This window comes from Streptomyces sp. CNZ287 (assembly GCF_007827615.1).
The window spans coordinates 40,864-66,823 of record NZ_VISV01000020.1; the positions used below are offsets into that span (position 1 = coordinate 40,864).

The following is a 25,960-nucleotide window of genomic DNA, read 5'->3' on the forward strand; positions in this document are numbered from 1 at the left end:
GACTCATCCATGGGGGTGGGCGGAGTCTGGGGTCATGACAACGGACCCGGCATCACCGCGATCACCGCGATCACCGCGCGAGGAGCCCACCGCCCTCGGCCGCGGCATGCTGCTGCTCATGGCGACCGCCACCGGCCTGTCCGTGGCGGGCAACTACTTCGCCCAGCCCCTCCTCGACCTCATCGGCCGGGACCTGCACGTCGGCAGCACCCTGGCCGCGCTCGTCGTCACCGCCGCGCAGACCGGGTACGCGCTGGGCCTCATCCTCCTCGTCCCCCTCGGCGACGTGACCGACCGGCGGCGGCTGTCCGTCGGGCTCTTCGTCGCCACCGCCGCGTTCCTCGCGCTCACCGCCGCCGCGCCCAACGGCCCCGTGCTGCTCGCCGGTACGGTCCTCACCGCGCTGGCGTCCGTCGGCGCGCAGGTCGTCGTCCCGTACGCGGCCGGGCTCGCGGCGCCGGAGGAGCGGGGGCGGGTGGTGGGCGTCGTGATGTCCGGCATCCTGCTCGGCGGGCTGCTGGCCCGTACCGCCTCGGGGGCGCTGTCGGAACTCGGCGGCTGGCGCACGATCTACTGGGTCAACGCCCTGCTCATGGCCGGCATGGCCGTCCTCCTCCACCGCCACCTGCCGCGGCTGCCGGCGGCGGGCGCGGGGATGGCGCGCATGTCGTATCCCGCCCTGCTGCGCTCCACGGTCGCGCTGCTGCGCGAGGAGCCGGTGCTGCGGCGGCGGTCGGTGCTCGGGGCGCTGTCGCTGGCCTCGTACAGCGTGCAGTTGACGGCGCTGACGTTCCTGCTTGCGCGGCCGCCGTACGGCTGGTCGGAGTCGGCGATCGGGCTGTTCGGCCTGGTCGGGGCGGTGGGCGTGGTGACGATGACGTTCGCGGGACGGCTCAGCGACCGCGGCCACGTCCAGGCGGTGACGGGCGCGGGCGTGCTGCTGCTGACCGGCTCGTGGGTGCTGCTGGGGGTGGCGGGCGAGTCGCTGCCGTGGCTCGTCGTGGGGATCGTCGGCCTCAACGTCGCGCAGCAGGCGGTGCTCAACAGCAACCAGGCCGTCGTGTACGCGATCCGCCCGGACGCCCGCAACCGCATCAACTCCGCGTTCATGACCAGCTTCTTCGCGGGCGGGGCGGTCGGCTCCGCGCTCACGTCGGTGGTCTGGGCACGGGGCGGCTGGCAGGCGGTGTCGGCGCTGGGCGCGGTGCTCGCGGCGGGGACGGTGGTGCTGTGGGTGGCGGAGCGGGTGGGGGAGGTGCGGACTGCCCGGGATGCCGCGCGTACGGGTGCCGCCGGGGGCGTACGGGCCGGGGCGCGGCCCGCGCAGGACGACGCCGGGCCCCGGCACGCACCCGCACGGTGACGGGCTACGCGCCCCCGCCCTGCTGGTAGGGGGCCAGCGTCGCGGCGATGTGGGCCTCCGCCGCCGCGCGGTCGACGCCGAGCCGGGAGAGCACGCCGTCGCCGTTCTCCTGCTCCAGCAGCGCCAGCAGGATGTGCTCCGTACCGATGTAGTTGTGGCCGAGCCGCAGCGCCTCGCGGAAGGTCAGCTCCAGCGCCTTCTTCCCCTCCGCGTTGTACGGGATCAGCTCCGGCACCGTGCCCTCCGCGGCCGGCGGGAGCGCCGCGGCGGCCTCCTGGCGCACGGTGTCGAGGAGGATGCCCTGCGCCTTGATCGCCGCCCCGCCGACGGCGTCGGGCTCGGCGAGCAGCCCGAGGACGAGGTGGGCCGGGCCGATCTCGGTGTTGCCCGCGGCACGGGCCTCGCTCTGGGAGGCCATCACCACGTTCTTGGCGCGGGGGGTGAACCGGGCGAAGCCCTCGCTCGGGTCGAGCGTGAGGCCCTCGTCCGAGCCCTTGGTCACGAACCGCTTCTGGGCGGCCTGCCGGGTGACGCCCATGCTCTTGCCGATGTCGGTCCAGGACGCGCCGGAGCGCCGCGCCTGGTCCACGAAGTGGCCGATGAGGTGGTCCGCGACGTCGCCGAGGTGGTCGGCGGCGACGACGGCACCGGTGAGCTGGTCGAGGACGTCGGGGTGGACCTTCTTGATGGCCTCGATGAGGTCGTCGAGGCGTACGGGATGCGTGGAGCGGTCGGGTTCCGTCATGCTGACAACCGTAGGTTGACACTCGCGTGTCGTCAACCTTCGGTTGACACCGTACGGAAGTGGGTGGTCAGCCTGCCGTCCGCCTCCAGGACGTGGAACGCCAGGGCCGGCGGCTGGTCGAGATGGACGTGGTGCGCGGCGTCCCCCTGCCGCTCCCAGGGCAGCCGGACGGTGTTGACCACACCGGGCGCCACGAGCAGCGGGCGGCCGGCGAAGGTGGTGGCGGCGGCGGTGTGCGCGTGCCCGGCGAGGAAAGCGGCCACCTGGCCGTGGCGCCCGGCCAGCTCGGCAAGCCGCGTCGCGTCGAACTGCCGGATCTCATCGACGTACGGCACGTGCAGCTCGACGGGCGGATGGTGGAACGCGACGAGCACCGGCTCCCCCTCCGGCACCCGCCCCAACTCCCCCTCCAGCCACGCCAGCGTCTCGTCCCCGAGCCACCCCTCGGGCTTCCCGGGCACCGACGAGTCGCAGGCGAGCACCGTGAACCCGTCCCCGCGATGCACCTGGTCGACGGGGCCCGAGGCCGCCGCCTCCCCGAGCAGCCCGCTGCGGAAGGCGGCCCGGTCGTCGTGGTTGCCGGGACAGACGAGCACGGGATGCCGCGAGGCGAGCAGTTCGCGGGCGGTCGCGTACTCGGCGGGGGCGCCGTGGTCGGCGATGTCCCCGGTGACGAGGACGAGGTCGAGGTCGTACGGCAGCTCCTCCAGATACTCGACGACGGCACGGGTCCGCAGGACACTGCGCTCGTCGTCGATATGAACGTCACTGAAATGCGCGATCACGGCCATGACGACTCCCCTCCCCGGCACGCCACCGCGGCGCCCGACCCGCCCGACGCTACGACCCGCCCCGGGCGGCGGTGAACGGCCACTTCGATGCCGGTGGCCCGGCAGCGGGCCGGGCGCGGGCTCAGATGCCGGAGGGGGTTTTGAACACCGCCCAGACGACCTTGCCGATACCCAGACGGCCGGAGATATCCCAGTCGTCGGCGAGGGCGTCGACCAATTGCAGCCCGCGGCCGTGGTCGTCGGTCTCCGCGGGCGTGAGGAGGCGTGGACGTGCGTCGCTCGCGTCGTGCACCTCGATACGCACGACGCCATCGTCGACGGCAACGTGCATGCGAAACCCGTGCCCCCGCGGGGTGCCGTGCAGCAGGGCGTTGGTGGCGAGCCCGGAAACGCACAGGCGGATGTCGTCCACAGGTTTCACCGGGACCACGTGGGAATTCTCCGGCTGGACCGCGCGGTCGGCGGTTCCCGCACCGTGGAGGGTCTCGCCACCGAACTCGCCCGGCGCATCCAGTCCGCCCTGGCCGCCGGCGGAGCCTCCGCCCGGGTGCGGGACGGGCTGCACCGCCTGGCTGCCGAGGCGCTGGCGTCCGCTGCCTTCGCCGCCATCGATGCCAGCGCACCTCAGCGCGCCCGCGGGCATCTCGACAAGGCCATGACGCTCGCCAGCCTCTCCAGGGACAGCGGGACGGCCTTCCGTATCTGGGACCACCTCATGCTCATGTCGAGCCAGCGGGAGAACCACGGCGAGGCCGCTGCCGGCGCCGACGTGATGAAGCGGTCGACGGCTGCCCGGCGCAACCCTCTGTACGCGTCTCTCGGACACCTGCGCAACGCCAATGCCCTCGCCCGTCTCCGCCTGTGCACCGACGCACTGCGCGCACACGGCCTGGCCGAGAAGAACTTCGAGCGCCGTGCCGACGTGCCGCACTCGGACTGGATCAAGTTCTGCGGCCGAAGCCGAGTTCGACGCCCAGTCGTCGTACATGTGGACGGCCATGGGCGCCCACGACCGGGCCGAGTTCTGCCTGCACCGCACCCTCGCCGCCCTCGCCGAGGATCAGGTCCGGGACAGGGCTCTACACCGCGCACCTGGCGCTTGCGCAAGCGCGGCAAGGCGAGTTGGAGTCGGCCTGCGCCACCGGGGCGAGGGCGTACGCCTTGCTCCCCTCCGGGTCGAAGAGGACGTCGCACACCTTGGCCCTGACGCGCGAGGTGCTGGCTGCCTCAGGGTCGAGGGCTCCCGAAGTGGTCGAGTGGACCGAGGTGTCCGGGCGATGGAACTGAAGCGGCATGGGCACGCCGAAGCTGACGACGTGTGATCTCTATTGCTGGACATCCATGACGAGGTGTACGCGGACAATCCCGACCCCTTCCACTCCCGCGAGTGCTTCACCTACTTCCTGGACCTCTGGTCCTCCCGGAAGAACTGGCGATGCGTGTCCGGGTGGGAGGATGGAAGCGCGGTGGGATACGCCTACGGGGCGATGCTCGCGCCGGGCGGTCGGTGGAAGGGGAGTGGGCGGCGGCGCGACCTCCGGGGTTCCGTGTTCGCCCTCTCGGAGCTGATGGTGCTGCCTGGGTGGCGTGGGACTGGGCGCGCCAAGAAGATCCACGATGCGCTGATCGGTCCCGTGGCGGCGGACATGGTGTCCCTCCAGGTCGAGACCGCCCACGCCAGGGTCATTTGCCTCTACGAGAGCTGGGGCTACGGGAAGGCCGACGAGTTCGCATCGGACGACGACTCGCCTCCGTGCACGGTGATGGTGAAGAAGCTGTCCGGGGCGGTGTGAGGTGCCGGGGTAGGCGAGGCGGGTGTGATCACTCGAAGGTGTGATCGTCACGAAATGTGCCCCCGGCCTGGCCGGGAGGGGCGAAGCTGGCGGTCGACCGGAAAGGAGGGCACCATGACGGTTATGGCTGAACGCACGACGTCTCACATGCTGGTGGAGGAGTTCGAACAGATCGCCTCCGCCGCGCCCGAGACCGTCACGTTGGAGTTCCTCAACGGACGGATCGAGGAGAAGCGCGTGCCGGACGGCGACCACGACGAGATCCTCATGTGGCTTCTGGAACGCTGCATGCAGTATCGACCGGATCTCCGTCTTTACCCGACCGGGCGCGGGCTGAAGGTCGATGAGTACCGCAAGGGGCGCGCCCGCCCGGACGGGGTCCTGGCACCGAGAGGGCACTTCGCCGGCGTCGGTGAGTGGTCCGAGCCCGACGGCGTGCTGATGGTCGTCGAGGTCACGTCGCACGACGGGGACACCGACCGCCGCGACCGGCAGGACAAGCCGGCCGCCTACGCGGCAGCGGGCATCCCCGTCTACCTCCTGGTGGACCGCGATACCGACACCGTCGTCGTCCAGACCAACCCCCACCCTGAGCGCGGGTGCTACCTGGACATCCACCGGGCCCCCTTCGGCGAGGAAGTGACTCTTGCCGACCCGGTGGGCATCATGCTCGACACGGAGACCCTGAAGAACTACGTCGGCTGATCCACGGGTCAGAAAAGGCTTCTGCTAGTGGTGGTCCATAGTCGGGCTATGGCTACGACGACGATTCAGGTCACCCGTGAAGTCCGGGATCATCTGGCCGAGCTCGCCAAGGAGCGGGGGGTGAGCCTGGGGCAGCTGTCGAAGCCCTTGCCGCCGAGCAGCCCACGGCGGCGCAGCGGGCCGAGCGGCTGGCGGCCGACCGTGAGGTGGCGCGTCGTCTGATCGGCGTCGACCTGAGCGACGAGGAGTTCGACCAGGCTCCCGACGTCCTTGGCAACATCTACAAGATGGCCGCCGAGAAGGCCCGTGCCGCCCGGGACGCCGTCGCTTGATCATCCTCGACACCGGCGCGGTCAAGGCTCTCGCCGCCGGTCACAAGGCGCTGAACCTGCTCGCGGGCAACATGGCGAACACCCCCGGCGACCAGTTGCGGATCCCCGCGCTGTGCCTGATGCGGGCCGAGGCCGACGAGGAGCGGCTGCACCGCCGGGTGCTGGCGTTCTCCTCGGTCGTCGTCGACCCGCTCGACACCATGGCCGCCGCCTCCGTCGGCTCCATGATCCGGGACGGCTACGGCGCCTCCGACACCTGCCACGCCCTGTACTGCGCGCTGCCCCGCGCCGAGTTCACCGGCATGTCGACCCTGCTGACCGGGGGCGAGGGGCACTACCCGCCGGGCGTCGTCACCGTCGACATCGACTCCCCCGGGATGCTCGGCTTCCCCTGACGGGCGGTGGCCGCCGCCCGTCAGTCGTCCGCCAGACGGGACAGGGCCAGGTTCAGTTCCAGGACGTTGACCTTTTCGTTGCCCAGGAAGCCCAGGTCCCGGCCCTCCTTGTGGGCGTTCACCAGGTTCTCCACCTGGGCCGCCCCCAGGCCGTTCTCCTGTGCCACCCGGTTCACCTGGATCTCCGCGTACGCCGGGGAGATGTGCGGGTCTATCGCCGAGCCCGAGCCCGTCACCGCGTCCTTCGGGACCTCCGATACGGGGACGTCGTTGAACGACGCCACCTGCTGCTTCGCCTCCTTCACCGTCTTCACCAGCGTCGCGTCCGACGCGCCCAGGTTCGACGGGCCCGTGGCCAGGGGGTCGTAGGCGCTGTTGGAGGGGCGGGGCTGGAACCAGCGGGGGTCGGGGGTCTCCGTGCCCTTGAGGTTCCAGTTCTGGCCTATCAGCTTCGAGCCCGCCTCCCGGCCCTCGAACTCGGCCTTCGAGCCGTTCGCCTTCCCGGCGAACGCGCCCTGCGCGATGCCCGTGATCACCAAGGGGTAGATCACGCCGGTGACCACGGTGAGGACCAGCAGCGCGCGCAGCGCGCTGACGAGCAGCCGGGCGGTGGAGCGTGCGGAAGTGTTCATCAGGGTTCCTCAGCCGATTCCGGGGATGAGCGAGACGACGAGGTCGATCAGCTTGATGCCGATGAACGGGGCCACCAGCCCGCCCAGGCCGTAGACCCCGATGTTGCGCCGGAGCATGCGGTCGGCGCTCATCGGGCGGTAGCGCACGCCGCGCAGCGCCAGCGGGACCAGCGCGACGATGATCAGCGCGTTGAAGACCACCGCGGAGAGGATCGCCGACTCCGGCGAGGACAACTGCATGATGTTGAGCTTGTCCAGGCTCGGGTAGGCGGCGGCGAACATCGCGGGGATGATCGCGAAGTACTTCGCGACGTCGTTGGCGATCGAGAAGGTCGTGAGCGCGCCCCGGGTGATGAGGAGCTGCTTCCCGATCTCCACGATCTCGATGAGCTTCGTCGGGTTGGAGTCCAGGTCGACCATGTTCCCGGCCTCCTTGGCGGCGGAGGTGCCGGTGTTCATGGCGACGCCGACGTCCGCCTGGGCCAGCGCGGGGGCGTCGTTCGTGCCGTCGCCGGTCATGGCGACGAGCTTGCCTCCCGCCTGTTCGCGCTTGATGAGGGCCATCTTGTCCTCGGGCGTGGCCTCGGCGAGGAAGTCGTCGACGCCGGCCTCGGCGGCGATGGCCTTCGCCGTCCCGGCGTTGTCGCCCGTGATCATGACGGTCCTGATGCCCATGCGGCGCAGTTCGGCGAAGCGTTCGCGCATGCCCTCCTTCACGACGTCCTTGAGGTGGACGACGCCGAGAACCCGCGCGCCGCCCCGCTCGTCGGCGACGGCGACGAGCAGCGGGGTGCCGCCGGAGTCGGCGACGGTGTCGGCCATGTCCCGTACGGTGTCCGGGAGTTCGCCGCCCCGTTCCCGTACCCACGCCGCGACCGCGCCCGCCGCGCCCTTGCGGATCCGGCGGCCGTCGACGTCGACGCCCGACATGCGGGTCTGCGCCGTGAACGGCACCCAGTCGGCGTGCGCCAGCGCGCCGGGTTCGCGCTCGCGCAGCCCGTAGCGGGACGTGGCGAGCACGACGATCGAGCGGCCCTCCGGCGTCTCGTCGGCGAGCGACGACAACTGTGCGGCGTCGGCGAGTTCGGCCTCCTCGGCACCGGGTACGGGCAGGAACTCGTGCGCCTGCCGGTTGCCGAGCGTGATGGTGCCGGTCTTGTCCAGCAGCAGCGTGGACACGTCGCCGGCCGCCTCGACGGCCCGGCCGGACATGGCGAGCACGTTGCGCTGGACGAGCCGGTCCATGCCCGCGATGCCGATGGCGGACAGCAGCGCGCCGATGGTGGTGGGGATGAGGCAGACGAGCAGCGCGGCGAGCACGACGAGGGATTGCTCGGCGCCCGCGTAGACCGCGAAGGGCTGGAGCGTGACGACGGCCAGCAGGAAGACGATCGTGAGCGACGAGAGCAGGATGTTCAGCGCGATCTCGTTCGGCGTCTTCTGCCGGGCCGCGCCCTCGACCAGCGCGATCATGCGGTCGATGAACGTCTCGCCGGGCTTGGCGGTGATCCGCACCACGATGCGGTCCGAGAGCACCTTCGTGCCGCCGGTGACCGCGGAGCGATCGCCGCCCGACTCCCGGATCACGGGCGCCGATTCGCCGGTGATCGCGGACTCGTCGACGGAGGCGACGCCTTCGGCCACGTCGCCGTCGCCGGGTATGACGTCGCCGGCCTCGCAGACGACGAGGTCGCCGACGCGCAGGTCGGTGCCGGGGACCCGTTCCTCGCCCGCGGCGGTACGGCGGCGGGCGACCGTGTCCGTCTTGGCCCGGCGCAGCGTATCGGCCTGCGCCTTGCCGCGGCCCTCGGCGACCGCCTCCGCCAGATTGGCGAAGAGCACGGTGAGCCAGAGCCAGGCGGCGATGACCCAGCCGAACCAGTCGCCCGGGTCGGTGACCGCGAGGACCGTGGTGAGCACCGAGCCGATCTCGACCACGAACATCACCGGCGAGGTCACCAGCGCCCGCGGGTCGAGCTTGCGCAGCGCGTCGGGTACGGACCGGAGCAACTGCCGGGGGTCGAACAGCCCGCCGCCGACCCGGGGGCCGGATGCGTGCCGTACGGGATCCGCGTCGGTGCGCGGCGCGGGGGCGGGTGTCCGGGTCTGGATGCTCATGCGGCTAGTCCTTCGGCGAGCGGCCCGAGCGCGAGCGACGGGAAGAAGGTGAGCCCGGCGACGATGGCGATGCAGGCCACCAGCACACCGGTGAACAGCGGCTTGTCGGTACGGAGCGTCCCGGCGGTGGCCGGCACGGGCCGCTGCCCGGCGAGCGACCCCGCCAGCGCCAGCACGAACACCATCGGCAGGAACCGGCCGAGCAGCATGCACAGGCCGAGCGCGGTGTTGTGGAACCCGGTGTTCGCCGAGAAGCCCGCGAAGGCGCTGCCGTTGTTGTGGGAGGCGGAGGTGTAGGCGTAGAGGACCTCGGAGAAGCCGTGCGGCCCGGTGTTCGTCATCGACGACTCGCCGTTGCCCGTGCCCATCGCCAGCGCCGTGCCGGTCAGCACCAGCGCGGGGGTGACGAGGATGTAGCAGGCCGCGAGCTTCATCTCCCGGGGCCCGATCTTCTTGCCGAGGTACTCGGGCGTACGGCCCACCATGAGCCCGGCGATGAAGACCGCGACGATCGCCATCACGAGCATTCCGTACAGTCCGGAGCCGACCCCGCCGGGTGCGATCTCGCCGATCATCATGCCGAACAGCAGCACCCCGCCCGACAGTCCGCCGAACGAGTCGTGGAAGGAGTTGACCGAGCCGGTCGACGTCATCGTCGTGGAGACCGCGAAGAGCGACGACGCGCCCTCGCCGAAGCGCTGCTCCTTGCCCTCCATCGCGCCGCCCGCCACCTGCGCGGCGGCGCCCGGGTGCGCGGCCTCCAGCGCGGTCACCGTGATCACGCCGGCCAGCCAGATGCCGGCCATCGCGGCCACGACGGCATAGCCCTGCCGGACGCTGCCGACCATCCTGCCGAAGGTGCGCGGCAGGGCGAACGGGATGACGAGCAGCAGGAAGATCTCCAGGAGGTTGGAGATGCCGGTGGGGTTCTCGAAGGGGTGGGAGGAGTTGGCGTTGTAGAAGCCGCCGCCGTTGGTGCCCAGGTCCTTGATGGCCTCCTGGGACGCGACGGCGCCGCCGGTGAGGTGCTGGGTCTGCCCGGTCACGGTGGTCACGGACTCGGTGCCGGAGAAGTTCTGGATCGCGCCGCACGCGACGAGCAGCACGGCCGCGACGGCGGCCATCGGCAGCAGGATCCGCAGCGTGCCGCGGACCAGGTCCGCCCAGAAGTTGCCCAGCTCGCCGGTGCGGGAGCGGGCGAAGCCGCGGATGAGCGCGACCGCGACGGCCATGCCGACGGCGGCCGAGACGAAGTTCTGCACGGCCAGGCCGCCGGTCTGGGTGAGGTGGCCCATCGCGGACTCGCCCGAGTACGACTGCCAGTTGGTGTTCGCAACGAACGACGCGGCGGTGTTGAACGCCTGGTCGGGGCTGATCGCGGCGAAGCCGAGCGAGAGCGGCAGCTTGTCCTGGACCCGCTGGAGCAGGTAGAGGAAGAGTACGCCGGCCAGGGAGAAGGCGAGCACGGCGCGCAGGTACGCGGGCCAGCGCATCCCGGCGTCGGGGTCGGCGCCGATGGTGCGGTAGATCCAGCGCTCCACGCGGCTGTGCTTCTTGCCGCCGTAGACCCCGGCCATGTAGTCGCCGAGAGGGCGGTGGACGAGCGCGAGGGCGACGACCAGCGCCGACACCTGGAGCACGTCAGCGAGTATCGGGCTCATGCCGGGACCTCAGAACCTCTCGGGGAAGACGAGGGCGAGGACCAGGTAGCCCAGCAGGGCGACGGCCACGATGAGGCCCACCACGTTGTCGGTGGTCACAGCTTTGCCACTCCTCGGGCGATGAGCGCCACCAGCGCGAAGACTGCGATCGCGGTGACGACGAAGGCCACATCGGCCATCGGTGCTCCTAGACGGAATCGAATCGAACGGACATGTCCAGAGAAACCCCGCGGCGGGACGGATGTGACAGGCGTTGACACTCCCCTGACGAGGCGGAGGGCGGCATTGACGGGATTCATACGCAGGTGAGGGCCGCGCCGGCGCCGCTCGACGGCACGGCCTCCCGGGCGGGGGCGCGGGCGGCCCGCGGGGGTGCGGGAGCGTAGCCTGGGGTACGGCGACGGCCGCCGGTGCGCCGGCCGGGCCGTCCCGCGGCGGTGGGGCCCGCCGTACCCGAACCGCGGCGCCGGATGCCGCCAACGGTCCCTGCTTGCGACGGAAGGCGCGCGCTGCCGCGCGCGCCGCGGCGAGTGGGTGAGGTGCGCGCATGACGGAGGCCCCGCGGCCCGGCGACGACGTCCGCCGGACGCACCGGGCAGAGCCGATCGACCCCGATGTCGAGGTGGTGCAGCCCGCGCCGGCCGAGCACCGGTGGCGCGGTCAGGGCGCGCCTGTGGCGATGGTGGCGCTGGGCGGCGGGCTGGGGTCCGCGGCGCGGTACGGGGCCGGGCGGCTCTGGCCCACGGAGCCGGCGGCCTTCCCGTGGACGACCCTGCTGGTGAACGTCGTCGGGTGCGCGGCGATCGGCGTGCTGATGGTCCTGATCACGGAGGCGCGGACGGCGCACCGGCTGGTGCGGCCGTTCCTGGGCGCGGGGGTACTCGGCGGGTTCACGACGTTCTCGGCGTACGCGGTGGACGTGCAGCGGCTGGTGGCGGAGGAGGACCGGGCGGCGGCGGGGGTGGCGTACCTGGTGCTGACGCCGGTCGCGGCGCTCGCGGCGGTGTGGGCGGCGCAGGCCGTGACGCGGCGGGCGGTGTGGGGGCCGTCCGCCGGGGCAACCGCGGAGGGGGAGGGGGACGCGTGAACTGGCTGCTCGTGATCGCCGGGGGGATGGCCGGGGCGCCGCTGCGGTACGTCACGGACCGGGCGGTGCAGTTGCGGCACGGCTCGCCGTTCCCCTGGGGCACGCTGGCCGTCAACGTCACCGGCTGCCTGATCCTCGGCACCCTCGCGGGCGCGACGCTGGCCGGCGCCGCCCCGGAGTCGGTGCGGCTGCTGCTGGGCACGGGGCTGTGCGGGGCGCTGACGACGTACTCGACGTTCTCGTACGAGGTGCTGCGGCTGGCCGAGAAGGGCCGGGGGCGGTACGCGGCGGCGTACGTGGGCGCGAGCCTGGCGGTGGGGCTCGGCGCGGCGTTCCTGGGTGCGGTGGCGGGGGAGGCGGTGTGGGGGTGAGGGGCGGCCTCTCGCGGCCGTACGGACGGTGCGGGCGGGGTGCTTGCGGTGCGGGCCGTGCTTGCCGTGCGGGCCGTGCTTGCCGTGCGGGCCGTGCTTGCCGTGCGGGCCGTACGGGCGGTGCGTACCGGAAACCGGCGTGCCTCGCCGGTGCCCGCTCGGGTAGCGTGCGCGTCATGTCGAGCCCCGAGTCGGACAGGGCGGGGGCTTTCGGTCACGCCGTCAGCCCCCTGAACCACTGAGTCCGCAGCCCCGCCGCCGCGCCGCCTGACGCGGCCGGACGTGCGCGCCCCCGGCGCTGACCCCGCGGTGACCGAGACGCCTTCCCCTCTCCCCTCCTCGTCTCGGAGCCTCCCGATGCCCTTCCCGCTCTATCTGCTCGCCCTGGTCGTCTTCGCCATGAGCACGTCCGAGTTCATGCTCGCAGGACTGCTGCCGGACATCGCCTCGGACCTCGGCGTCTCCGTCGGTACGGCCGGCACCCTCACCTCGGCGTTCGCCGTCGGCATGGTCGCCGGCGCCCCGCTCGTGGCCGCGCTCGCCCGCAACTGGCCGGGGCAAAGCACGCTCCTCGTCTTCGTCCTCGCGTTCGCGGCGGCGCACGTCGTGGGCGCCGTCACCGGCAGCTTCGCGGTGCTCTTCGCCACCCGGATCCTCGCCGCGCTGGCGAACGCGGGCTTCCTCGCCGTCGCGCTGACCACCGCCGCCGGGCTCGTACCGCCCGACCGGAAGGGGCGGGCGCTGGCCGTCCTGCTGTCGGGCACGACGGTGGCGACGGTCGCCGGGGTGCCGGGCGGGTCGCTGCTGGGTGCGGCGTTCGGCTGGCGGGCCACGTTCTGGGCGGTCGCCGCCCTGTGCCTGCCCGCGGCCCTCGGCATCCTCGCGGGGGTCCCCCGGCGCCGGGCGCGGCAGGACGCGGTGGGCGGGCCCGCGCTGCGGTCGGAGATCGCGCGGCTCAGGAGCCCCCGGCTGATCCTCGTCATGCTGCTCGGCGCGCTGGTGAACGCGGCCACGTTCGGCAGCTTCACCTTCCTGGCGCCGCTGGTCACCGACACCGCCGGGCTGGCCAAGCCGTGGATCTCGGTCGCGCTGGTGCTCTTCGGGGCGGGGTCGTTCGCCGGCGTCACCTTCGCGGGGCGGCTCGCGGACGTGCGCCCCGGTGCGGTCGTCGCCGTCGGCGGACCGCTGCTGCTGGCCGGCTGGCCGGTGCTGGGGCTGCTGGCCGCGTACCCGGTCGCGCTGCTCGCGCTCGTCTGCGTGCTGGGGGCGCTGTCGTTCGCGGTGGGCAGCACGCTGATCACGCGGGTGCTGTACGAGGCCGCGGGCGCACCCACGATGGCCGGGGCGTACGCGACGGCGGCGCTGAACGTCGGCGCCGTGGCCGGGCCGCTCGTCGCCGCGGGCGCGATCGGCGCCGCGGGGAACCGCGGCCCGCTGTGGGCGAGCGGGGTGCTGGTCCTGGCGGCGCTGCTCGTCGCGGCGCCGTTCCGCGGGGTGGTGGCGGGTGCGCGGAACGGCGCGTGAGCGTGGCGGGTGCCGTCAGAGGAGGCCGGGGAGGAGGGGGAGGTCGAGTTCGAGGCCGCCGTGGTCGGAGTCCTCGGCCGAGCCGCCGCCGGAGTCGCCCGAGCCTCCCGAGCCGCCGGAGCCACCGGAGCCGCCGTCGGTGTCGCCCTCGTTGCTCGGCGTGGGCGTCGGGGTGCCGGTGGACGGTGACGACGACTCGGGTTCGGCGGTGTCCGGCGCGGTGACGCGGCCCTCCGCCGGGGTGGTGGTCGTCGGCGCCGGGCTGTCCTTCGTCGGTGCCGGGCTCTCCGCGGGCCGGTCCGCGTCGCGGGCGGCCTTCGTCGGTCCGGTCCGCGGCCCGGCGGGCTCCGCGCCGTCCGGCTTCGCCGCGCCCGAGGGGCGGTCGCCGTCCTGGCCGGCGCCGCCGTCGCCGCCGGGCTCCTCGGACGGGAGCGGCTGCACGGGGGTGTCGGTCCGCGCCACTGCCTCGTCCGTACGGGCACCTCCGCCGCCGCCCATGGCGTTCGCGGCGAGCAGCCCGCCGGAGAGCACGGTCATACCGGCGGCCGCGAGACCGGCCAGCCGCCGGCTGCGCCGCTTGTAGCGCCGGTGCCGCGACCGGGGCCGTACGGGCACGAGTTCCGCACCCACGCCGTCGCCGCCGTACGCGGCTTCCGGCACCGCGGGCAGGGCTGCCGTCCGGTCGTGGTCGTCGAACAGCTCCAGGTCCGTGGGCGCAGGTCCGTTCGGCGCTCCCGCGGGAAGCTGCGCCGGGGCGCCGAGGGTCCCGTAGATCTCGGGGACCGCGGGCACGTCGCGCGGCTGCGCGCACCACGGCGCTCCCGCCGGGTCGTGCCGGCTGTCGCACCGCGGGCAGTAGATCGTCGTCACTGTCGTGGCGTCCCTTCCGTCGCGTGGGGGCGAGGGGTGCTCCGACGCCGGAACAATGTGCCAGCGCAGGAATCCCGCGGAGCACGAAGAATCCCCATAAGAAGTGCGGCGGTGAGACCTATCTCACATTGACGAAGGTGGTACAGACCCTCGCACCTCCGGATATCGCACCCACTCCGCGGGGCCCGTGCGGCGGCTGCGCGACTGCCGCGATGACCGTTCAGGTCGTGTCCGTGATCGGGAACAGCCCCGGGGCCGGCAAGTCCACCCTGTGTGGCGCCCTCGCCGCCGCGCTCCGCGAAGACGGGGCGGTGGTCGACCACTTCGAGGAGGCCGGCATCCTCGCGCGCGAGGTGTTCGGAGCTGACCCGGCGGGTGCTGGCCCGTACGCCGTGGCGGACGGTGCCGGTGTGCACGGGCGCACTGGACGCCGAGGCGGCGTTCGCGTAGGCCCGCGCCCGACTGGCGTCGCGGCCGGGGCGGTTCCAGGACCTGCCCCGGACGCGGTCCGTCCGCGCTGTCTCGTATGTCCCGGAAGATCCGGTCCGTACGGGCGCCCCCCGCGGCCCGATGTCAGACCCGCGCGAGATGCTCGGATCCGAACCGTTTGTTGCTGACTTCCGTAAGGATCCGAGATGAGCAGCTTCGCCGAACTCCGTTCCGCCGTCCGCGGCCGGGTGCTCCTGCCCGGCGACGACGGCTTCGAGGTGGCCACCAGGCCGTGGAACCTGGCCGTGCCGCAGCCCGCCGCCGCCGGCGTCGTGGAGGCGGCCGACGCCGACGACGTCGCCGCGCTGGTCCGCTTCGCGCGGCGGGCCGGTGTCGCGGTCGCCACGCAGCCCGCGGGGCACGGCGCTTCGGGGGCCGTGGAGGGCGCCGTTCTGCTGCGCACCGGGCTGCTGGACGAGGTGCGGGTCGACCCCGCGGCGCGGATCGCGCGGGTCGGCGCCGGGGTGAAGTGGGGGCGCGTACAGGAGGAGGCGTCACGGCACGGGCTGACCGGGCTCCCCGGCAGCTCGCCTGTCGTCTCCGTCACGGGCTACTCGCTGGGCGGCGGCGTCAGCTGGTTCAGCCGCGCGCACGGCTGGGCGGCCGACTCGGTCACCGCCTTCGAGGTCGTCGACGCCGAGGGCGTGCCCGCCCGGGTGACCGCCGAGAGCGACCCCGAGCTGTTCTGGGCCCTGCGGGGCGGCGGCGGCGACTACGCGCTCGTCACCGCGACGGAGTTCCGCCTGCACCCCGCGCCCGCCCTCTACGGCGGCCAGATGCTCTGGCCCGGCGCGCAGGCCCGCGAGGTGCTCGACGTCTTCCGCTCGGTGACCGCCGCGGCGCCCGACGAGCTGACCGTCTGGGCCGGCCTGCTGAACCTCCCCGGTGCCGACCCGATGGTCGCCGTCCACACCACGTACCTCGGCGAGGGCGCCGGGGACGCCGGGCCCGAGCTGCTGCGCCCGTTCGATGCGATCGCCGGCCGGATCGACGACAACCGGGCCGTGCTGCCCGTCCACGAGCTGGGCACCATCACCGCCGAGCCCACCGACCCCAGTCCGGGCCTCGGCCGCGCCGAGATGCTCACGGCCGTCGACGACACCGTGATCGACGCGCTCCTCGCGGAGCCGATCGCGCCGCTGCTCGGCGTCCAGCTCCGCCACGTCGGCGGCGCGCTGGGCCGTCCCTCGGACTCCCCGCACGGCGCGCTGCCGGAGCCGTACCTGCTGTACCTCTTCGGCGTCCCGTTCTCCCCCGAGGCGGCGGCCGGCATCCCCGTCCGCCGGAGCGCGCTGGTGAAGGCCCTCGATCCGTACGTCGCGGGCCGCAAGCCGTACACGTTCCTGGGCCCCGACGAGAGCCCGGCGGACGTCTTCGGCCCGGAGAGCCTGGCCCGCCTGCGGGCCGTCAAGCGCGCCCGCGACCCGCAGGGGGTGTTCCGCAGCAACTTCCCGGTCGGCAAGGACTGACTCCTGCACCGGCGGGACCGGGGGCCTGACCGGCGGCCCCGCCTTCCGGCCCGTTCACCGCCGTCACCGTACGACCGCGGTGAACTCCGCGGTGCGCACCGCGTCCTCGTGCTTGAAGTCGAGGAACAGCCGGTACGTCCCCGGGCCCGGCACCTGCGCGTGGAACGCCACGACGGGGCCGGGTCCGGTCGTCCCGTCGCCGGGGGAGCCGTCCGGGTGGACGTGGACGTACGCGAGGTCCTCCCGGCGCACCGCCACGAGGTGGCCGTACGCGGCCAGGTAGGGCTGCAGGTCGGTGACCGGTTCGCCGTCGCGGGCGACGGCGAACTCCAGCCGCCGCCCCTCGCCCGCCGCCAGTTCGCCGGTGAGGGTCACCTCGCGGCCGTCGACGGTGAAGGCCGGGGCGGGCGCGGGGAGTTCGTGCGCGGGCCCGGCGCCGTCGCCGGCCGTCAGGTCCGCGCCGAGCGTGAGGGTGCGGCCGAGCGCGGCGGGGGCGAAGTCGGCGAAGACGCGGTAGGCGCCGGCCTCGGGAAGGAGGACGCGGACGGACCAGGTGCCGTCGGCCGCCTCCGCGGGGTGGACGTGGACGTAGCGGGTGAGGTCGCGGCGTACGACGATCAGGTGGACGAGCTTGTCGTGGATGGGCGTCAGGCCGGTGACCGGGCGGCCGTCGTTGCCGAGGAGGCGGAAGCGCAGCTCGGTCTCGGCGCCCGCGGGTGCCGCGGTGGTCTCCAGCGCGAGGGTGTAGCCGTCCTCGGAGCTGTCCAGCCCGGCGGGTCCCGCGGGGGCGTGGTGACCGTGGTGACCGTGCGCACCGTGCTGACCGTGGCCGGCGTCGTGGTGCTGGGTGGCGTTCATGGTGGGTCTCCTTGCCCTTCGTCTCCGGTGCGGTCTCTCTGGTGATCAGCGTAGCAGAGATACCCCCTGGGGGTATGGCGACGTGCGGTGACGCGTGTCACGCGGGGCGGTTTGAGGGCGTCACGCCGCGGTGGTCGTACGGTCCCGGGTGAGCCGCGCGCCGCGGTCCCGCAGGGAGGGCCCGGCCGTACGCGCCGCGCCCGCCGGCCGCCACACCAGCACCGCCGCCACCGCCGCCGCGAGCCCGATGACCGCCAGCACGCCCGCCGCCACCCCCGTCCCGGCCCGTGCCGCGAGAGAGCCGGCCAGCGGGTACGTCACCAGCCACGCGACGTGCGACAGCGAGAACTGCGCCGCGAACGCCGCCGGCAGGTCCGCCTTCCCCGGCACCGCGCCGCGGATCACCCGCCCCGCCGGCGTCACCATCGCCGAGGTCGCCGCGCCGAGCACGGCCCACGCCGCGAGCAGCGCCGGCCAGGTCCTCACCCCCGCCGCGAGGCCCGTCCCGACGACGGCCAGCACCGGCGCCGGCACGAAAGCCGCCGGCAGCATCACCGCGCGGTCGCCGGCCCGCTCCAGCACCCGGGGGAGCGCCAGCGCGACGGCCATCGACCCGGCGCCGTAGGCGCCCAGCGCGAGCGACACGTCGCCGACCGGGCGGGCGAAGTGGTCGCGGACCAGGACCACGGTGTTGACGATCACCATCGAACTGGCCGCCGCGACGGCGAGGTTGAGCGCCAGGAGCGCGCGGAGCTGCGGCGCGGAGCCGAAGAGCTTCATCCCGTACGCGGCCCTGGCGAACACCCCGCCGCTCTCCGTGCCGCCCTCCCCGCCCCCCTCGCGCGGGACGGGCTTCGGCAGCGCCACCGAGACGACCAGCGCGGCGGAGGCGGCGAAGCCGGCGGCGGTGCCGAGGAAGAGCCGGTCGTAGGTGAGGAGCGTCAGCAGCCCGGCCGCGAGCACGGGGCTGAAGAGGCTCTCCATGTCGTACGCGAGCCGCGACAGCGAGAGCGCGCGGGTGTAGTCGCGCTCGGCGGGGAGCACCTCGGGGATGGTGGCCTGGAAGGTCGGGGTGAACGCGGCGGAGGCGGACTGGAGGAAGAAGATCAGCACGTAGATCTGCCAGACCTCGGTCACGAACGGCAGCGCGAGCGCGACGACGCCGCGCACGAGGTCGGCGGCGACCAGCAGGGCGCGGCGCGGGATGCGGTCGCCGAGGGCGCCGATGACGGGGGCGATGCCGACGTAGGCGACCATCTTGACGGCCAGGGCGGTGCCGAGGACGGCGGAGGCGTTGCCGCCGGCGAGGTCGTAGGCGAGGAGGCTGAGCGCGACGGTGGCGAGGCCGGTGCCGACGAGGGCGATGACCTGGGCGGCGAAGAGGTGCCGGTAGGTGCGGTTGCGGAGTACGGAGAACATGGCCCTGGCCTCTTCCTTTGCTCGTGTGCGCATATACGCACATGTTAAACAGAGGGAGGTCCGGGGGCTATTCCCGCGGGGCGGTTACCGGTTCAGGAGTGCCAGGGCTCGCCGGTCATGAGGTGGTCGGCGTGGTTGAGGGCCTCGATGACGAGACCGCGCAGATGCCCGTCGCGCAGCGAGTACACGACGCGGCGGCCCTCCTTCCTGGAGTGCACCAGGTGGGCGAGGCGCAGCTTGGCCAGATGCTGGCTGACGGCCGGCCGGGCGGCGCCGCTGGCGGTGGCCAGCTCGGTGACGTCGGCCTCGCCCTCGGCGAGCAGCCACAGCAGGTGCAGCCGCGTCGCGTCGGCGAGCAGCGCGAAGACCGTGCTCGCGGCTTCGAGCTGCTCCCGGTCGGGCGTCCACTCGTGACGGTGGACGGCGGGGGTGGGCGAGGGGGCGGTGTCGCGCTCCGGCATGCGCCTATCGTATGGCCGTACGAGGCCCGGGGCCGGGCGTCGCGGCTGCTCAGCCGGCGCGGTACATGCCGAGGGAGCCGTGCCCGGCGACGTCGGCGAAGCCGAACTTCTCGTACAGGAACCGGGCGGGCCCGTCGGCGACGAGCGACACGTACGCGGTGGCGGGCGCCCGCCGGTCCAGCTCCGCGACGAGCTCCGCCATGATCTGCTTCCCGAGTCCCTGCCCCTGGTGGTCCGGCAGCACGCACATGTCCACCACCTGGAACACGGTCCCCCCGTCCCCCACGACCCGCCCCATCCCCACGGGCACCCCGCGGTGGTACACGACCACCCCGTACCAGGTCTGCGGCAGCCCCACGGCGGCGGCCTCGGCCGCCTTGTCCGACAACCCGGCCCCGGTCCGCAACCGCCGGTAGTCCGCGACGGACGGCACCCCGGCCCGTATCTCGTAAGGGTCACTCATCGACATCATGCGTTACACCCTAACGGGGTGCCGCCGGCGATCAGGTGGTGGCGCCCGCTCCCGGGCGCCTGTCACGCACGCCACGTGCCCTCCCGCGGGAGGGTGTTCGTCTGCGATGATGGCGCTGCCAAAGGCGACGGCGGAACGAGGAAACCGGTGTGAATCCGGTGCGGTCCCGCCACTGTGATCGGTGAGCCGGCTCCGAACAGGCCACTGCCCCCGCGGGGGTGGGAAGGCCAGGGGCCGGCGGTGAACCGAGAGCCAGGAGACTCACGTCGTCGCCTCCTCGACGGATCTGGGGCGGATTTCCCCGGAGAGGAGCGTGCGCCGTCGTGCGTGCCCTGCTGCGCGGCCCGGTGCGGTCGTTGCGTGTGGTCGTTCCCCTGTCCCTGCTCTTCGCCGCCGCCTGCGGGGGGCCCGCGCGGGACGGCGGGCGGGCGGAGGGGGAGTCGCCGCCCGGGTTTCCGGTGACCGTCGGCAACTGCGGGGTCGAGACCGTCTACGAGCGGCCCCCCGAGCGGGCCGTGACCCTCAACCAGCACGTCACCGAGATCATGCTCGCCCTCGGGCTGGAGAAGTCCGTGGTCGGCACCGGCTATCTCGACGACGAGATCCTGCCCGCCTACCGCGGGGCGTACGCAGGCATCGAGGTGATCGCCGACGAGTACCCCTCCTACGAGACCCTTCTCGCCGCGGAACCCGACTTCGTCTACGGCGGGTTCGCCAGCACCTTCGAGGAGGGCCGCGGCCGTGACGCGCTCGCCGGGGCCGGCATCGACTCGTACCTCAGCCTGGAGGCGTGTGCCGAGCCGCCGGTGACGGTGGACCTCATGGACCGCGAGATACGCACCGTCGCCGAGGTGTTCGGCGTCCCGCGGCGGGCGGAGAAGCTCCTCGGCGAGCTGCACGGGACGCTCGACGGCGTGCGGGACGCGGTCGCCGGGGTGGAGGCCGCGGAGGTCTTCGTCTACGACAGCGGCGACAAGACCGCGTTCACCGCGGGCGGCGGCGGGATCGGCAACGAGATCATCGGACTGGCCGGCGGCGCCAACGTCTTCGCCGGCCTCGGCAAGCCCTTCGGCGATGTGTCGTTCGAGCAGGTCGCCGCCCGCGCCCCGGACGCGATCGTCATCTACGACTACGGCGACCAGTCCGTCGCCGACAAGAAGCGGTTCCTCCTCTCCCACCCCGCGCTCCAGGACGTCCCGGCGGTACGGAACGAACGCTTCGCCGTCCTCCCGCTGTCCTCGACCGTCCTCGGCGTACGGGTCCCGGAGGCCGTCGACTCGCTGGCCCGCCAGCTCCATCCGGACCGCTTCCGGTGACGAGGGCCCGGGCGCTGCCCTTCCCCGCCCTGCTCGTCCTCCTCCTCGGCCTGCTGCTGCTCTCCGCCACCGCCGCCGTCGCCCTCGGCTCCGTCCGCGTCCCCGCGGGCCAGGTCTGGGGCATCCTCCTGCACCGCCTCCACCCCGCCCTCGCGGACCCCGGCTGGAGCCCGGTGCGCGAGACCATCGTCTGGGACGTGCGCCTCCCGCGCGTGCTGCTCGCCGGGGCGGTGGGGGCGGGGCTCGCGGTGTGCGGGATGGCGCTCCAGGCGCTCGTACGGAATCCGCTCGCCGACCCCATGCTGCTGGGCATCTCCTCGGGCGCCACGGTCGGCGCCGTGCTCGTCGTGGTCCTCAACGTCACCGTCCTCGGCCTCTTCACGCTGCCGCTCGCGGCCTTCGCCGGCGCCCTCGCCGCGCTCGTCGCCGTCTACTTCCTCGCGCTCGGAGCCGACGGCCGCATGACGTCGCTGCGCCTGGTGCTCGCGGGCGTCGCCACGGCCGAAGTCCTCTCCGCCGTCGTCGGGTTCCTCATCGTCACCTCGGGCGACCCGCACAAGACGCAGGCCGCGCTCCGCTGGATGCTCGGCGGCCTCGCCGGCAGCACCTGGCGGCTCATCTGGATCCCGCTGGCCGTCGTCGTCCTCGGTACGGTCGCGCTGCTGGCCGTGGCCCGGCCGCTGAACCTGCTCCTCGCCGGCGAGGAGGCCGCCGCCGCCCTCGGCCTGGACGTGCACCGCTTCCGCTCCGCGATGTTCGCGCTCGTCGCCGTGATGGTCGGCGCGGCGGTCGCGGTCAGCGGGGCGATCGGGTTCGTCGGGCTGATCCTGCCGCACGTGGTGCGCCTGCTCACCGGCGCCGACCACCGGCGGGCGCTGCCCGCGGCGGCGCTGCTCGGCGCGGCGTTCCTCATCGCCGCCGACCTGGCGGCGCGCACGCTGATCAGCCCCGAGGAGGTCCCGGTGGGAGTACTGACGGCGCTGGCCGGCGGGCCGTTCTTCCTCTGGCTGATGCGCCGCGGGGCCGCCCGGTGACCGGCCGCGCGCCCGGCGCCCCCGCCGCGCCCGGCGCCCTGCGGCTGGAGTCCGTCACCGTCACCGCGGGCGGGCGCACGCTCGTCGAGGCGGTCTCCCTCGACGTCGCGCCCGGCGAGGTCGTCGGCCTCGTCGGCCCCAACGGCGCGGGCAAGACGACGCTGCTGCGCACCGTCTACCGCGCGCTGCGGCCCACCTCCGGGCGCGTACTCCTCGACGGCGACGACGTGCGCGCCCTGCCCGCCAAGCGGCTGGCGCGGCGGCTCGCCGCGGTGCTCCAGGAGATCCCGGGCGCCTTCGAGCTGACGGTGTACGACGTGGTGGCCATGGGCCGGACGCCGCACAAGCGCGCCTTCGCCGGGGACGATGACGCCGACCGCGCCGTCATCGCCGGCAGCCTCGCGGCGGTCGGGGCGGCGGACCTGGCCGGGGCGCCGTTCGACCGGCTGTCGGGGGGCGAGAAGCAGCGGGTGCTGATCGCGCGGGCGCTGGCGCAGCGCGCGGGCACGATGGTGCTCGACGAGCCGACCAACCACCTCGATCTGCGCCACCAGCTCGACGCCCTCCGCCTCGTCCGCGGCCTCGGCGCCACCGCGCTGGTCGCCCTCCACGACCTCAATCTGGCGGCCGCGTTCTGCGACCGCATCTGCGTGCTACGGGCCGGCCGCGCGGTCGCCGCGGGCCCGCCGGCGGAGGTGCTGACGCCGGCGCTGCTCGCGGAGGTGTACGGGGTGGCGGCGGAGGTCACCGTCCACCCGGCCACGTCCCGCCCCCACATCACCCTGCTCCCGGACGGGCCCCCGCCGGGAGCGGCCAGGGCGGGGGACCCGGATGCGCCGGGTGGCGCGGGGCTGCCCGGGGACGCGGATTCGCCAGGGGACGCGCGCGTGCCTGATGGCACGGGCTCGCACGGCCCGTTCGGCGTACCTCCGGACGACACCCCACCCCCGCGCATGGTCCCGCCCGGCCCGCCGGAGCCGCCCGGGCCACCCGAGCCGCCCACCGCCGCCGCGCCGTCCGACCCCGCCCCGAAGGGAGCACCGTGACACCCGCCGACCAGCCCCTGTCCCCGGCCGTCGTCGCCGCCGCGCTCGAAGACGTCGCCGCACTCGGGCCGTTCTTCGCCCTCGCCGTCGCCGGGCCCGGCGACGGCTGGCACCCCGTCGCCGGAACCTACGCCCGCGGCGCCGCCGACCTCGTCGCCGCCACCGCCGGCCGCTACGGCACCGCCGAACTCCGCATCGGCGCCTCCCTCGTCCAGTTCGGCCACGCCTCCCGGCTCTGGTCCCCGGTGCTCGCCTGCGCCCTCCTCCACGGCGTCCTACCGGACCTGACCGGGCTCCAGCGCGCCGACGAAGGCCCCGCGCTGCGGCTGCCCGTGCCCGCCGGGCGGCCGGCGCCCGCGGCGGCCCGGCTGCCCGAGGTGCTGTACGAGGAGGTGGTGACCCGGCACCTGGAGCCGCTCGCCGCGGGGCTGCGCGTCAAGGTCGCCGCCGGGCTGCTCTACGGCAACGCCGCCTCCGCGCTCGTCGGCGCCGCCGCCGCGCTCCGCGCCGCCCGCCCGGCGCTGGGCGACCCGCTCACCCGGCTCACCGGCGCCCTGCTGTGCACGGGGCGGCTGGCCGGCACGGGACTGCTCACGGGGCCGGGGCTGACCTTCCGGCGCCGTAGCTGCTGCCTGTACTACCGCGTCCCCGGCGGCGGCACGTGCGGCGACTGCTCCCTGCGTACGTGACGGCCGCCCGCCCCGTACAACGCCAGGACCCGCCACCGCCTCACCGCTTCCCCCGCCCCCGCAGGAACCGGTCCGCCCCCTCCGCCAGCTCCACCACCCGTTCCGGATACCGCGACTCCGCCCGCTCCCCCGCCGGCAGCCTCCACGGCCGGTGCACCGCCGCCCCCGCGAACCCCGCCAGCTCGGGTACCCACCGCCGCACGTACACCCCCTCCGGGTCGTAACGCCGCGCCTGCGCCAGCGGGTTGAGCACCCGGTTCGGCCGCGTGTCGGTGCCCGTCCCGGCTACCCACTGCCAGTTGAGCTGGTTGTTCGCGATGTCCCCGTCGACGAGCAGGCCGAGGAAGTGCGCGGCGCCGACCCGCCAGTCCACGTACAGCGTCTTCGTCAGGAAGCTCGCCGTCAGCAGCCGCCCGCGGTTGTGCATCCAGCCCTCGTGCGCGAGCTGCCGCATCGCCGCGTCGACGATCGGGTAGCCGGTCCGCCCCGCGCGCCACGCCGCGGTCCCGTCGGCGTCCGTGCGCCACCGGTCGCCGCGCGGGCGGTAGTCGGCGTGCGCCGCGTCGGGGCGCGCGGCGAGGACCTGGTGGTGGAAGTCCCGCCAGGCGAGCTGCCGGACGAACGCGTCGGCGCCCGGGCCGCCCGCCGCGCGGGCGCGGTGGACGAGTTCGGTGGCGGAGAGCGTGCCGAAGTGCAGGTGCGGGGAGAGCCGGGAGGTGGCGTCGCCGGGGAGGTCGTCGTGGCGGTCCGCGTACGCGGCCACCCCGGTACGAAGCCAGGCCGCGAAGCGCCGCCTGCCCTCCTTCTCGCCGCCGCGGGCCAGGCCCGGTGAGGTGCCGGAGACCTCCGCGCGCGCCGGGAGCGCGATCGAGCGCACCCCCGCGGGCACCGGGACGCGGCGCGGCGCGGGCAGCGGCGTGCGGGGCGCGGCGGCGCGCCAGCGGCGGAAGTACGGGGTGAACACCGCGAAGTGGTCCCGCCCCTGCGGCGTCACCGCACCCGGCGCCAGCACGGTGACCGCCGCCTCGTGCACGACGAGCCGCCGCCCGTCCGCCGCCAGCGCCTCGCGCAGCCGGGTCTCGCGGCGCTGGGCGTACGCGCTGACGCCCGCGGCGACGTGCACCTCGCCCGCCCCCGCGGCCGCCGCGACCCGGACGGCCTCGCGGACCGGGTCCCCGGCGCGGACGACGAGGCGGCCGCCGCGCGCCCGCAGCGCCTCGTCGAGACCGGCGAGGCAGTCCGCGAGGAACGCCCGCCTGTTGGGCGGCGCGAACCCGATCCGGGCGAGGGCGTCGTCCGCCACGAACAGCGGCACGACGTCATCGGCGGCGTGCACGGCGGCGTGCAGCGCGGGGTTGTCGTGCAGCCGCAGGTCGGACGTGAAGAGGCAGACGGCGACGCTCATCCCGGCATTCTCACGGTGCCGCCGCCCCGGCGCCGCGCGCCATGCCGGTGGCGTACGCCCCGGCCCGTCCCGTGACGTACGCCACCGAAGCCCCGCCCCCGCGCGGCGTTTACCGATTCGTTACTCGGCAAGACGCCGTGAATGCCGAACAGAAGCAGACCCAGTGCGGCGGCGGTGATCGCCGGGATCGCGGATCTGGCCGCGATCGTGATCGGACTGTGGATACTCCTGTACGTCCTCGACGCGAACCGCTCGAACGACTTCGTCGCCTTCGTGCACGACATCGCGAGCTGGCTCGCGGGCTGGTCCCGCGACATGTTCACCGTGGACCCCGACTGGTGGCAGGTCCTGCTCAACTACGGGATCGCCGCCTGCGTCTACCTCGCGGTCGGGCACACGGTGTCCAGGACCGTCAAGCGGTGGTGACCTGACGCCGGAGGCAGCAGCGGGACCGGAGGCCGCAGGACCGGAGGCCGCGGGAGGGAGGGACGATGAGGGCACACCGGCTGACGTTGAACGTGCTCAGCTCCAGCGCGCAGTGCGCGGTGATCCGCGTCGGCGGCGAACTGGACCACGGGGGCGAGCGGCTCTTCCTCGACACCGTGGGGTCGTGCGTGGACTCCGGGCACCGCTACGTCGTCCTCGACCTCACCACGCTCACCTTCTGCGACTCCCGCGGCCTCAACTGCCTCTTCGCGGTGCGCTGGCTGCTGCGCAGGCAGGGCGGCGAACTGCTGCTCGCCGCCGTCGGCCGGCGGGTGACGTACCTGCTGGAGCAGACCGGCAGCACCGACGTGATCGCCATGTACCGCAGTGTGCGGGAGGCGCTGGAGCACGTGCCGGAGCCGCTGCGGGCGCGCTGGCCGCCCGGCGCGGTCCCGGACGCTGCGCGCCCCTCGCGCCCCGATCGTTGAC

At 74.0% G+C, this 25,960-nt stretch carries 27 protein-coding genes, 1 pseudogene and 1 riboswitch; of the genes and pseudogenes, 15 read left to right on the top strand and 13 right to left on the bottom strand.

Going from position 1 to position 25,960, the window contains the following annotated elements:
• Positions 1-34: 34 nt before the first annotated feature.
• The gene (locus FB457_RS28700) at positions 35-1,363 is read left to right on the top strand and encodes an MFS transporter (RefSeq protein ID WP_347613800.1); all 1,329 of its coding nucleotides are present in this window, start codon (positions 35-37) and stop codon (positions 1,361-1,363) included.
• Between the two features lie 4 nt (positions 1,364-1,367).
• Here FB457_RS28700 and FB457_RS28705 read toward each other — a convergent pair whose 3' ends face one another.
• The 3 genes from FB457_RS28705 to FB457_RS36500 form a co-directional block, all read right to left on the bottom strand.
• A complete protein-coding gene (locus FB457_RS28705; RefSeq protein WP_047016648.1) occupies positions 1,368-2,108 on the bottom strand; it encodes a Clp protease N-terminal domain-containing protein in 741 nt (246 codons plus the stop codon).
• Between the two features lie 32 nt (positions 2,109-2,140).
• Complete coding sequence (locus FB457_RS28710) at positions 2,141-2,899, bottom strand: metallophosphoesterase (RefSeq protein ID WP_145783733.1); 759 nt, start codon at positions 2,897-2,899, stop codon at positions 2,141-2,143.
• A 121-nt stretch (positions 2,900-3,020) separates the two neighbouring features.
• Positions 3,021-3,887: an ATP-binding protein gene (locus FB457_RS36500; RefSeq protein ID WP_486589163.1), complete on the bottom strand. Its 867-nt coding sequence runs from the start codon at positions 3,885-3,887 to the stop codon at positions 3,021-3,023.
• 361 nt (positions 3,888-4,248) lie between these two features.
• Between FB457_RS36500 and FB457_RS28725 the strand changes: the two genes are divergently transcribed.
• The 4 genes from FB457_RS28725 (at position 4,249) to FB457_RS28740 (ending at position 6,124) form a co-directional block, all read left to right on the top strand.
• Complete coding sequence (locus FB457_RS28725; protein ID WP_486589164.1) at positions 4,249-4,692, top strand: GNAT family N-acetyltransferase; 444 nt, start codon at positions 4,249-4,251, stop codon at positions 4,690-4,692.
• A 114-nt stretch (positions 4,693-4,806) separates the two neighbouring features.
• Positions 4,807-5,397, top strand: a complete 591-nt coding sequence (locus tag FB457_RS28730; protein ID WP_047016646.1) for a Uma2 family endonuclease — start codon at positions 4,807-4,809, stop codon at positions 5,395-5,397.
• Positions 5,398-5,603: 206 nt separating this feature from the next.
• A complete protein-coding gene (locus tag FB457_RS36505; RefSeq protein ID WP_486589165.1) occupies positions 5,604-5,729 on the top strand; it encodes a hypothetical protein in 126 nt (41 codons plus the stop codon).
• Positions 5,726-6,124, top strand: a complete 399-nt coding sequence (locus FB457_RS28740; protein ID WP_047016644.1) for a hypothetical protein — start codon at positions 5,726-5,728, stop codon at positions 6,122-6,124. The genes FB457_RS36505 and FB457_RS28740 overlap by 4 nt, the downstream gene beginning before the upstream one ends.
• 20 nt (positions 6,125-6,144) lie before the next feature.
• Here the strand turns inward: FB457_RS28740 and kdpC are convergent, their stop codons facing one another.
• The 4 genes from kdpC to kdpF are packed head-to-tail and all read right to left on the bottom strand — an operon-like array spanning position 6,145 to position 10,634.
• Entirely contained in the window at positions 6,145-6,756 is a 612-nt protein-coding gene (kdpC, locus tag FB457_RS28745) for a potassium-transporting ATPase subunit KdpC (protein ID WP_047016643.1), read from the bottom strand.
• 9 nt (positions 6,757-6,765) lie between these two features.
• Entirely contained in the window at positions 6,766-8,874 is a 2,109-nt protein-coding gene (kdpB, locus tag FB457_RS28750) for a potassium-transporting ATPase subunit KdpB (RefSeq protein ID WP_145783735.1), read from the bottom strand.
• Positions 8,871-10,535, bottom strand: a complete 1,665-nt coding sequence (kdpA, locus tag FB457_RS28755; RefSeq protein ID WP_047016641.1) for a potassium-transporting ATPase subunit KdpA — start codon at positions 10,533-10,535, stop codon at positions 8,871-8,873. The genes kdpB and kdpA overlap by 4 nt, the downstream gene beginning before the upstream one ends.
• A gap of 9 nt (positions 10,536-10,544) precedes the next feature.
• Positions 10,545-10,634 (bottom strand): K(+)-transporting ATPase subunit F, encoded by a 90-nt coding sequence (gene kdpF, locus FB457_RS28760; protein WP_037737371.1) that lies wholly within the window; start codon positions 10,632-10,634, stop codon positions 10,545-10,547.
• Positions 10,635-11,082: 448 nt separating this feature from the next.
• On the opposite strand from kdpF, the gene crcB (FB457_RS28765) reads away from it, so the two are divergent.
• From crcB (FB457_RS28765) to FB457_RS28775, 3 genes are all read left to right on the top strand, one after another.
• Positions 11,083-11,622 (top strand): fluoride efflux transporter CrcB, encoded by a 540-nt coding sequence (crcB, locus tag FB457_RS28765; protein WP_047016640.1) that lies wholly within the window; start codon positions 11,083-11,085, stop codon positions 11,620-11,622.
• Positions 11,619-11,993, top strand: a complete 375-nt coding sequence (gene crcB / locus FB457_RS28770; protein ID WP_047016639.1) for a fluoride efflux transporter CrcB — start codon at positions 11,619-11,621, stop codon at positions 11,991-11,993. Before crcB (FB457_RS28765) ends, crcB (FB457_RS28770) begins: the two co-directional genes overlap by 4 nt.
• Before the next feature lie 357 nt (positions 11,994-12,350).
• Positions 12,351-13,517 carry a Cmx/CmrA family chloramphenicol efflux MFS transporter gene (locus tag FB457_RS28775; protein WP_145783736.1) on the top strand — a complete coding sequence of 389 codons (1,167 nt, stop codon included), beginning with the start codon at positions 12,351-12,353 and terminating at the stop codon, positions 13,515-13,517.
• Between the two features lie 15 nt (positions 13,518-13,532).
• Here the strand turns inward: FB457_RS28775 and FB457_RS28780 are convergent, their stop codons facing one another.
• Entirely contained in the window at positions 13,533-14,387 is an 855-nt protein-coding gene (locus FB457_RS28780; RefSeq protein ID WP_047016637.1) for a hypothetical protein, read from the bottom strand.
• A 635-nt stretch (positions 14,388-15,022) separates the two neighbouring features.
• Here FB457_RS28780 and FB457_RS28790 point away from each other — a divergent pair.
• Positions 15,023-16,345 (top strand): FAD-binding oxidoreductase, encoded by a 1,323-nt coding sequence (locus FB457_RS28790; RefSeq protein WP_047016636.1) that lies wholly within the window; start codon positions 15,023-15,025, stop codon positions 16,343-16,345.
• Between the two features lie 63 nt (positions 16,346-16,408).
• Here FB457_RS28790 and FB457_RS28795 read toward each other — a convergent pair whose 3' ends face one another.
• From FB457_RS28795 to FB457_RS28810, 4 genes are all read right to left on the bottom strand, one after another.
• A complete protein-coding gene (locus FB457_RS28795; protein ID WP_047016635.1) occupies positions 16,409-17,203 on the bottom strand; it encodes a hypothetical protein in 795 nt (264 codons plus the stop codon).
• 120 nt (positions 17,204-17,323) lie between these two features.
• Positions 17,324-18,622 (bottom strand): MFS transporter, encoded by a 1,299-nt coding sequence (locus FB457_RS28800; RefSeq protein WP_145783808.1) that lies wholly within the window; start codon positions 18,620-18,622, stop codon positions 17,324-17,326.
• Between the two features lie 92 nt (positions 18,623-18,714).
• On the bottom strand, positions 18,715-19,083 hold the full coding sequence (locus FB457_RS28805; protein WP_047016634.1) for an ArsR/SmtB family transcription factor: 369 nt from the start codon (positions 19,081-19,083) through the stop codon (positions 18,715-18,717).
• A 49-nt stretch (positions 19,084-19,132) separates the two neighbouring features.
• Complete coding sequence (locus FB457_RS28810) at positions 19,133-19,555, bottom strand: GNAT family N-acetyltransferase (RefSeq protein WP_173534856.1); 423 nt, start codon at positions 19,553-19,555, stop codon at positions 19,133-19,135.
• A 92-nt stretch (positions 19,556-19,647) separates the two neighbouring features.
• Positions 19,648-19,838, top strand: a riboswitch (cobalamin riboswitch).
• 52 nt (positions 19,839-19,890) lie between these two features.
• On the opposite strand from FB457_RS28810, the gene FB457_RS28815 reads away from it, so the two are divergent.
• The 4 genes and pseudogenes from FB457_RS28815 to FB457_RS28830 all read left to right on the top strand — a co-directional run bounded on the left by FB457_RS28815 (position 19,891) and on the right by FB457_RS28830 (position 23,640).
• Entirely contained in the window at positions 19,891-20,871 is a 981-nt protein-coding gene (locus tag FB457_RS28815) for an ABC transporter substrate-binding protein (RefSeq protein WP_486589175.1), read from the top strand.
• Positions 20,868-21,905 carry a FecCD family ABC transporter permease gene (locus tag FB457_RS28820; RefSeq protein ID WP_047016633.1) on the top strand — a complete coding sequence of 346 codons (1,038 nt, stop codon included), beginning with the start codon at positions 20,868-20,870 and terminating at the stop codon, positions 21,903-21,905. The genes FB457_RS28815 and FB457_RS28820 overlap by 4 nt, the downstream gene beginning before the upstream one ends.
• Positions 21,875-22,762 (top strand): annotated as a pseudogene (locus FB457_RS28825) (ABC transporter ATP-binding protein); the annotation flags it as partial. The gene FB457_RS28820 and the pseudogene FB457_RS28825, both read left to right, overlap by 31 nt.
• A gap of 185 nt (positions 22,763-22,947) precedes the next feature.
• Complete coding sequence (locus tag FB457_RS28830; protein ID WP_078898310.1) at positions 22,948-23,640, top strand: (2Fe-2S)-binding protein; 693 nt, start codon at positions 22,948-22,950, stop codon at positions 23,638-23,640.
• 40 nt (positions 23,641-23,680) lie between these two features.
• Here FB457_RS28830 and FB457_RS28835 read toward each other — a convergent pair whose 3' ends face one another.
• Positions 23,681-25,045: a cryptochrome/photolyase family protein gene (locus tag FB457_RS28835; protein ID WP_145783738.1), complete on the bottom strand. Its 1,365-nt coding sequence runs from the start codon at positions 25,043-25,045 to the stop codon at positions 23,681-23,683.
• A 141-nt stretch (positions 25,046-25,186) separates the two neighbouring features.
• Between FB457_RS28835 and FB457_RS28840 the strand changes: the two genes are divergently transcribed.
• Both FB457_RS28840 and FB457_RS28845 read left to right on the top strand, forming a co-directional pair.
• Entirely contained in the window at positions 25,187-25,471 is a 285-nt protein-coding gene (locus FB457_RS28840; RefSeq protein WP_047016631.1) for a hypothetical protein, read from the top strand.
• A gap of 65 nt (positions 25,472-25,536) precedes the next feature.
• Positions 25,537-25,959 carry an STAS domain-containing protein gene (locus tag FB457_RS28845; RefSeq protein ID WP_047016630.1) on the top strand — a complete coding sequence of 141 codons (423 nt, stop codon included), beginning with the start codon at positions 25,537-25,539 and terminating at the stop codon, positions 25,957-25,959.
• The last annotated feature ends 1 nt before the right edge of the window (position 25,960 follow it).

What these genes read in the sequence shown, in the direction of transcription:
- FB457_RS28700 (WP_347613800.1), top strand. Translation starts at nt 35, where the DNA reads ATGACAACGGACCCGGCATCACCGCGATCACCGCGATCACCGCGCGAG.
- FB457_RS28705 (WP_047016648.1), bottom strand. Translation starts at nt 2,108, where the DNA reads ATGACGGAACCCGACCGCTCCACGCATCCCGTACGCCTCGACGACCTC.
- FB457_RS28710 (WP_145783733.1), bottom strand. Translation starts at nt 2,899, where the DNA reads ATGGCCGTGATCGCGCATTTCAGTGACGTTCATATCGACGACGAGCGC.
- FB457_RS36500 (WP_486589163.1), bottom strand. Translation starts at nt 3,887, where the DNA reads ATGTACGACGACTGGGCGTCGAACTCGGCTTCGGCCGCAGAACTTGAT.
- FB457_RS28730 (WP_047016646.1), top strand. Translation starts at nt 4,807, where the DNA reads ATGACGGTTATGGCTGAACGCACGACGTCTCACATGCTGGTGGAGGAG.
- kdpC (WP_047016643.1), bottom strand. Translation starts at nt 6,756, where the DNA reads ATGAACACTTCCGCACGCTCCACCGCCCGGCTGCTCGTCAGCGCGCTG.
- kdpB (WP_145783735.1), bottom strand. Translation starts at nt 8,874, where the DNA reads ATGAGCATCCAGACCCGGACACCCGCCCCCGCGCCGCGCACCGACGCG.
- kdpA (WP_047016641.1), bottom strand. Translation starts at nt 10,535, where the DNA reads ATGAGCCCGATACTCGCTGACGTGCTCCAGGTGTCGGCGCTGGTCGTC.
- crcB (WP_047016640.1), top strand. Translation starts at nt 11,083, where the DNA reads ATGACGGAGGCCCCGCGGCCCGGCGACGACGTCCGCCGGACGCACCGG.
- FB457_RS28775 (WP_145783736.1), top strand. Translation starts at nt 12,351, where the DNA reads ATGCCCTTCCCGCTCTATCTGCTCGCCCTGGTCGTCTTCGCCATGAGC.
- FB457_RS28790 (WP_047016636.1), top strand. Translation starts at nt 15,023, where the DNA reads ATGAGCAGCTTCGCCGAACTCCGTTCCGCCGTCCGCGGCCGGGTGCTC.
- FB457_RS28795 (WP_047016635.1), bottom strand. Translation starts at nt 17,203, where the DNA reads ATGAACGCCACCCAGCACCACGACGCCGGCCACGGTCAGCACGGTGCG.
- FB457_RS28800 (WP_145783808.1), bottom strand. Translation starts at nt 18,622, where the DNA reads ATGTTCTCCGTACTCCGCAACCGCACCTACCGGCACCTCTTCGCCGCC.
- FB457_RS28805 (WP_047016634.1), bottom strand. Translation starts at nt 19,083, where the DNA reads ATGCCGGAGCGCGACACCGCCCCCTCGCCCACCCCCGCCGTCCACCGT.
- FB457_RS28810 (WP_173534856.1), bottom strand. Translation starts at nt 19,555, where the DNA reads ATGATGTCGATGAGTGACCCTTACGAGATACGGGCCGGGGTGCCGTCC.
- FB457_RS28835 (WP_145783738.1), bottom strand. Translation starts at nt 25,045, where the DNA reads ATGAGCGTCGCCGTCTGCCTCTTCACGTCCGACCTGCGGCTGCACGAC.
- FB457_RS28840 (WP_047016631.1), top strand. Translation starts at nt 25,187, where the DNA reads ATGCCGAACAGAAGCAGACCCAGTGCGGCGGCGGTGATCGCCGGGATC.
- FB457_RS28845 (WP_047016630.1), top strand. Translation starts at nt 25,537, where the DNA reads ATGAGGGCACACCGGCTGACGTTGAACGTGCTCAGCTCCAGCGCGCAG.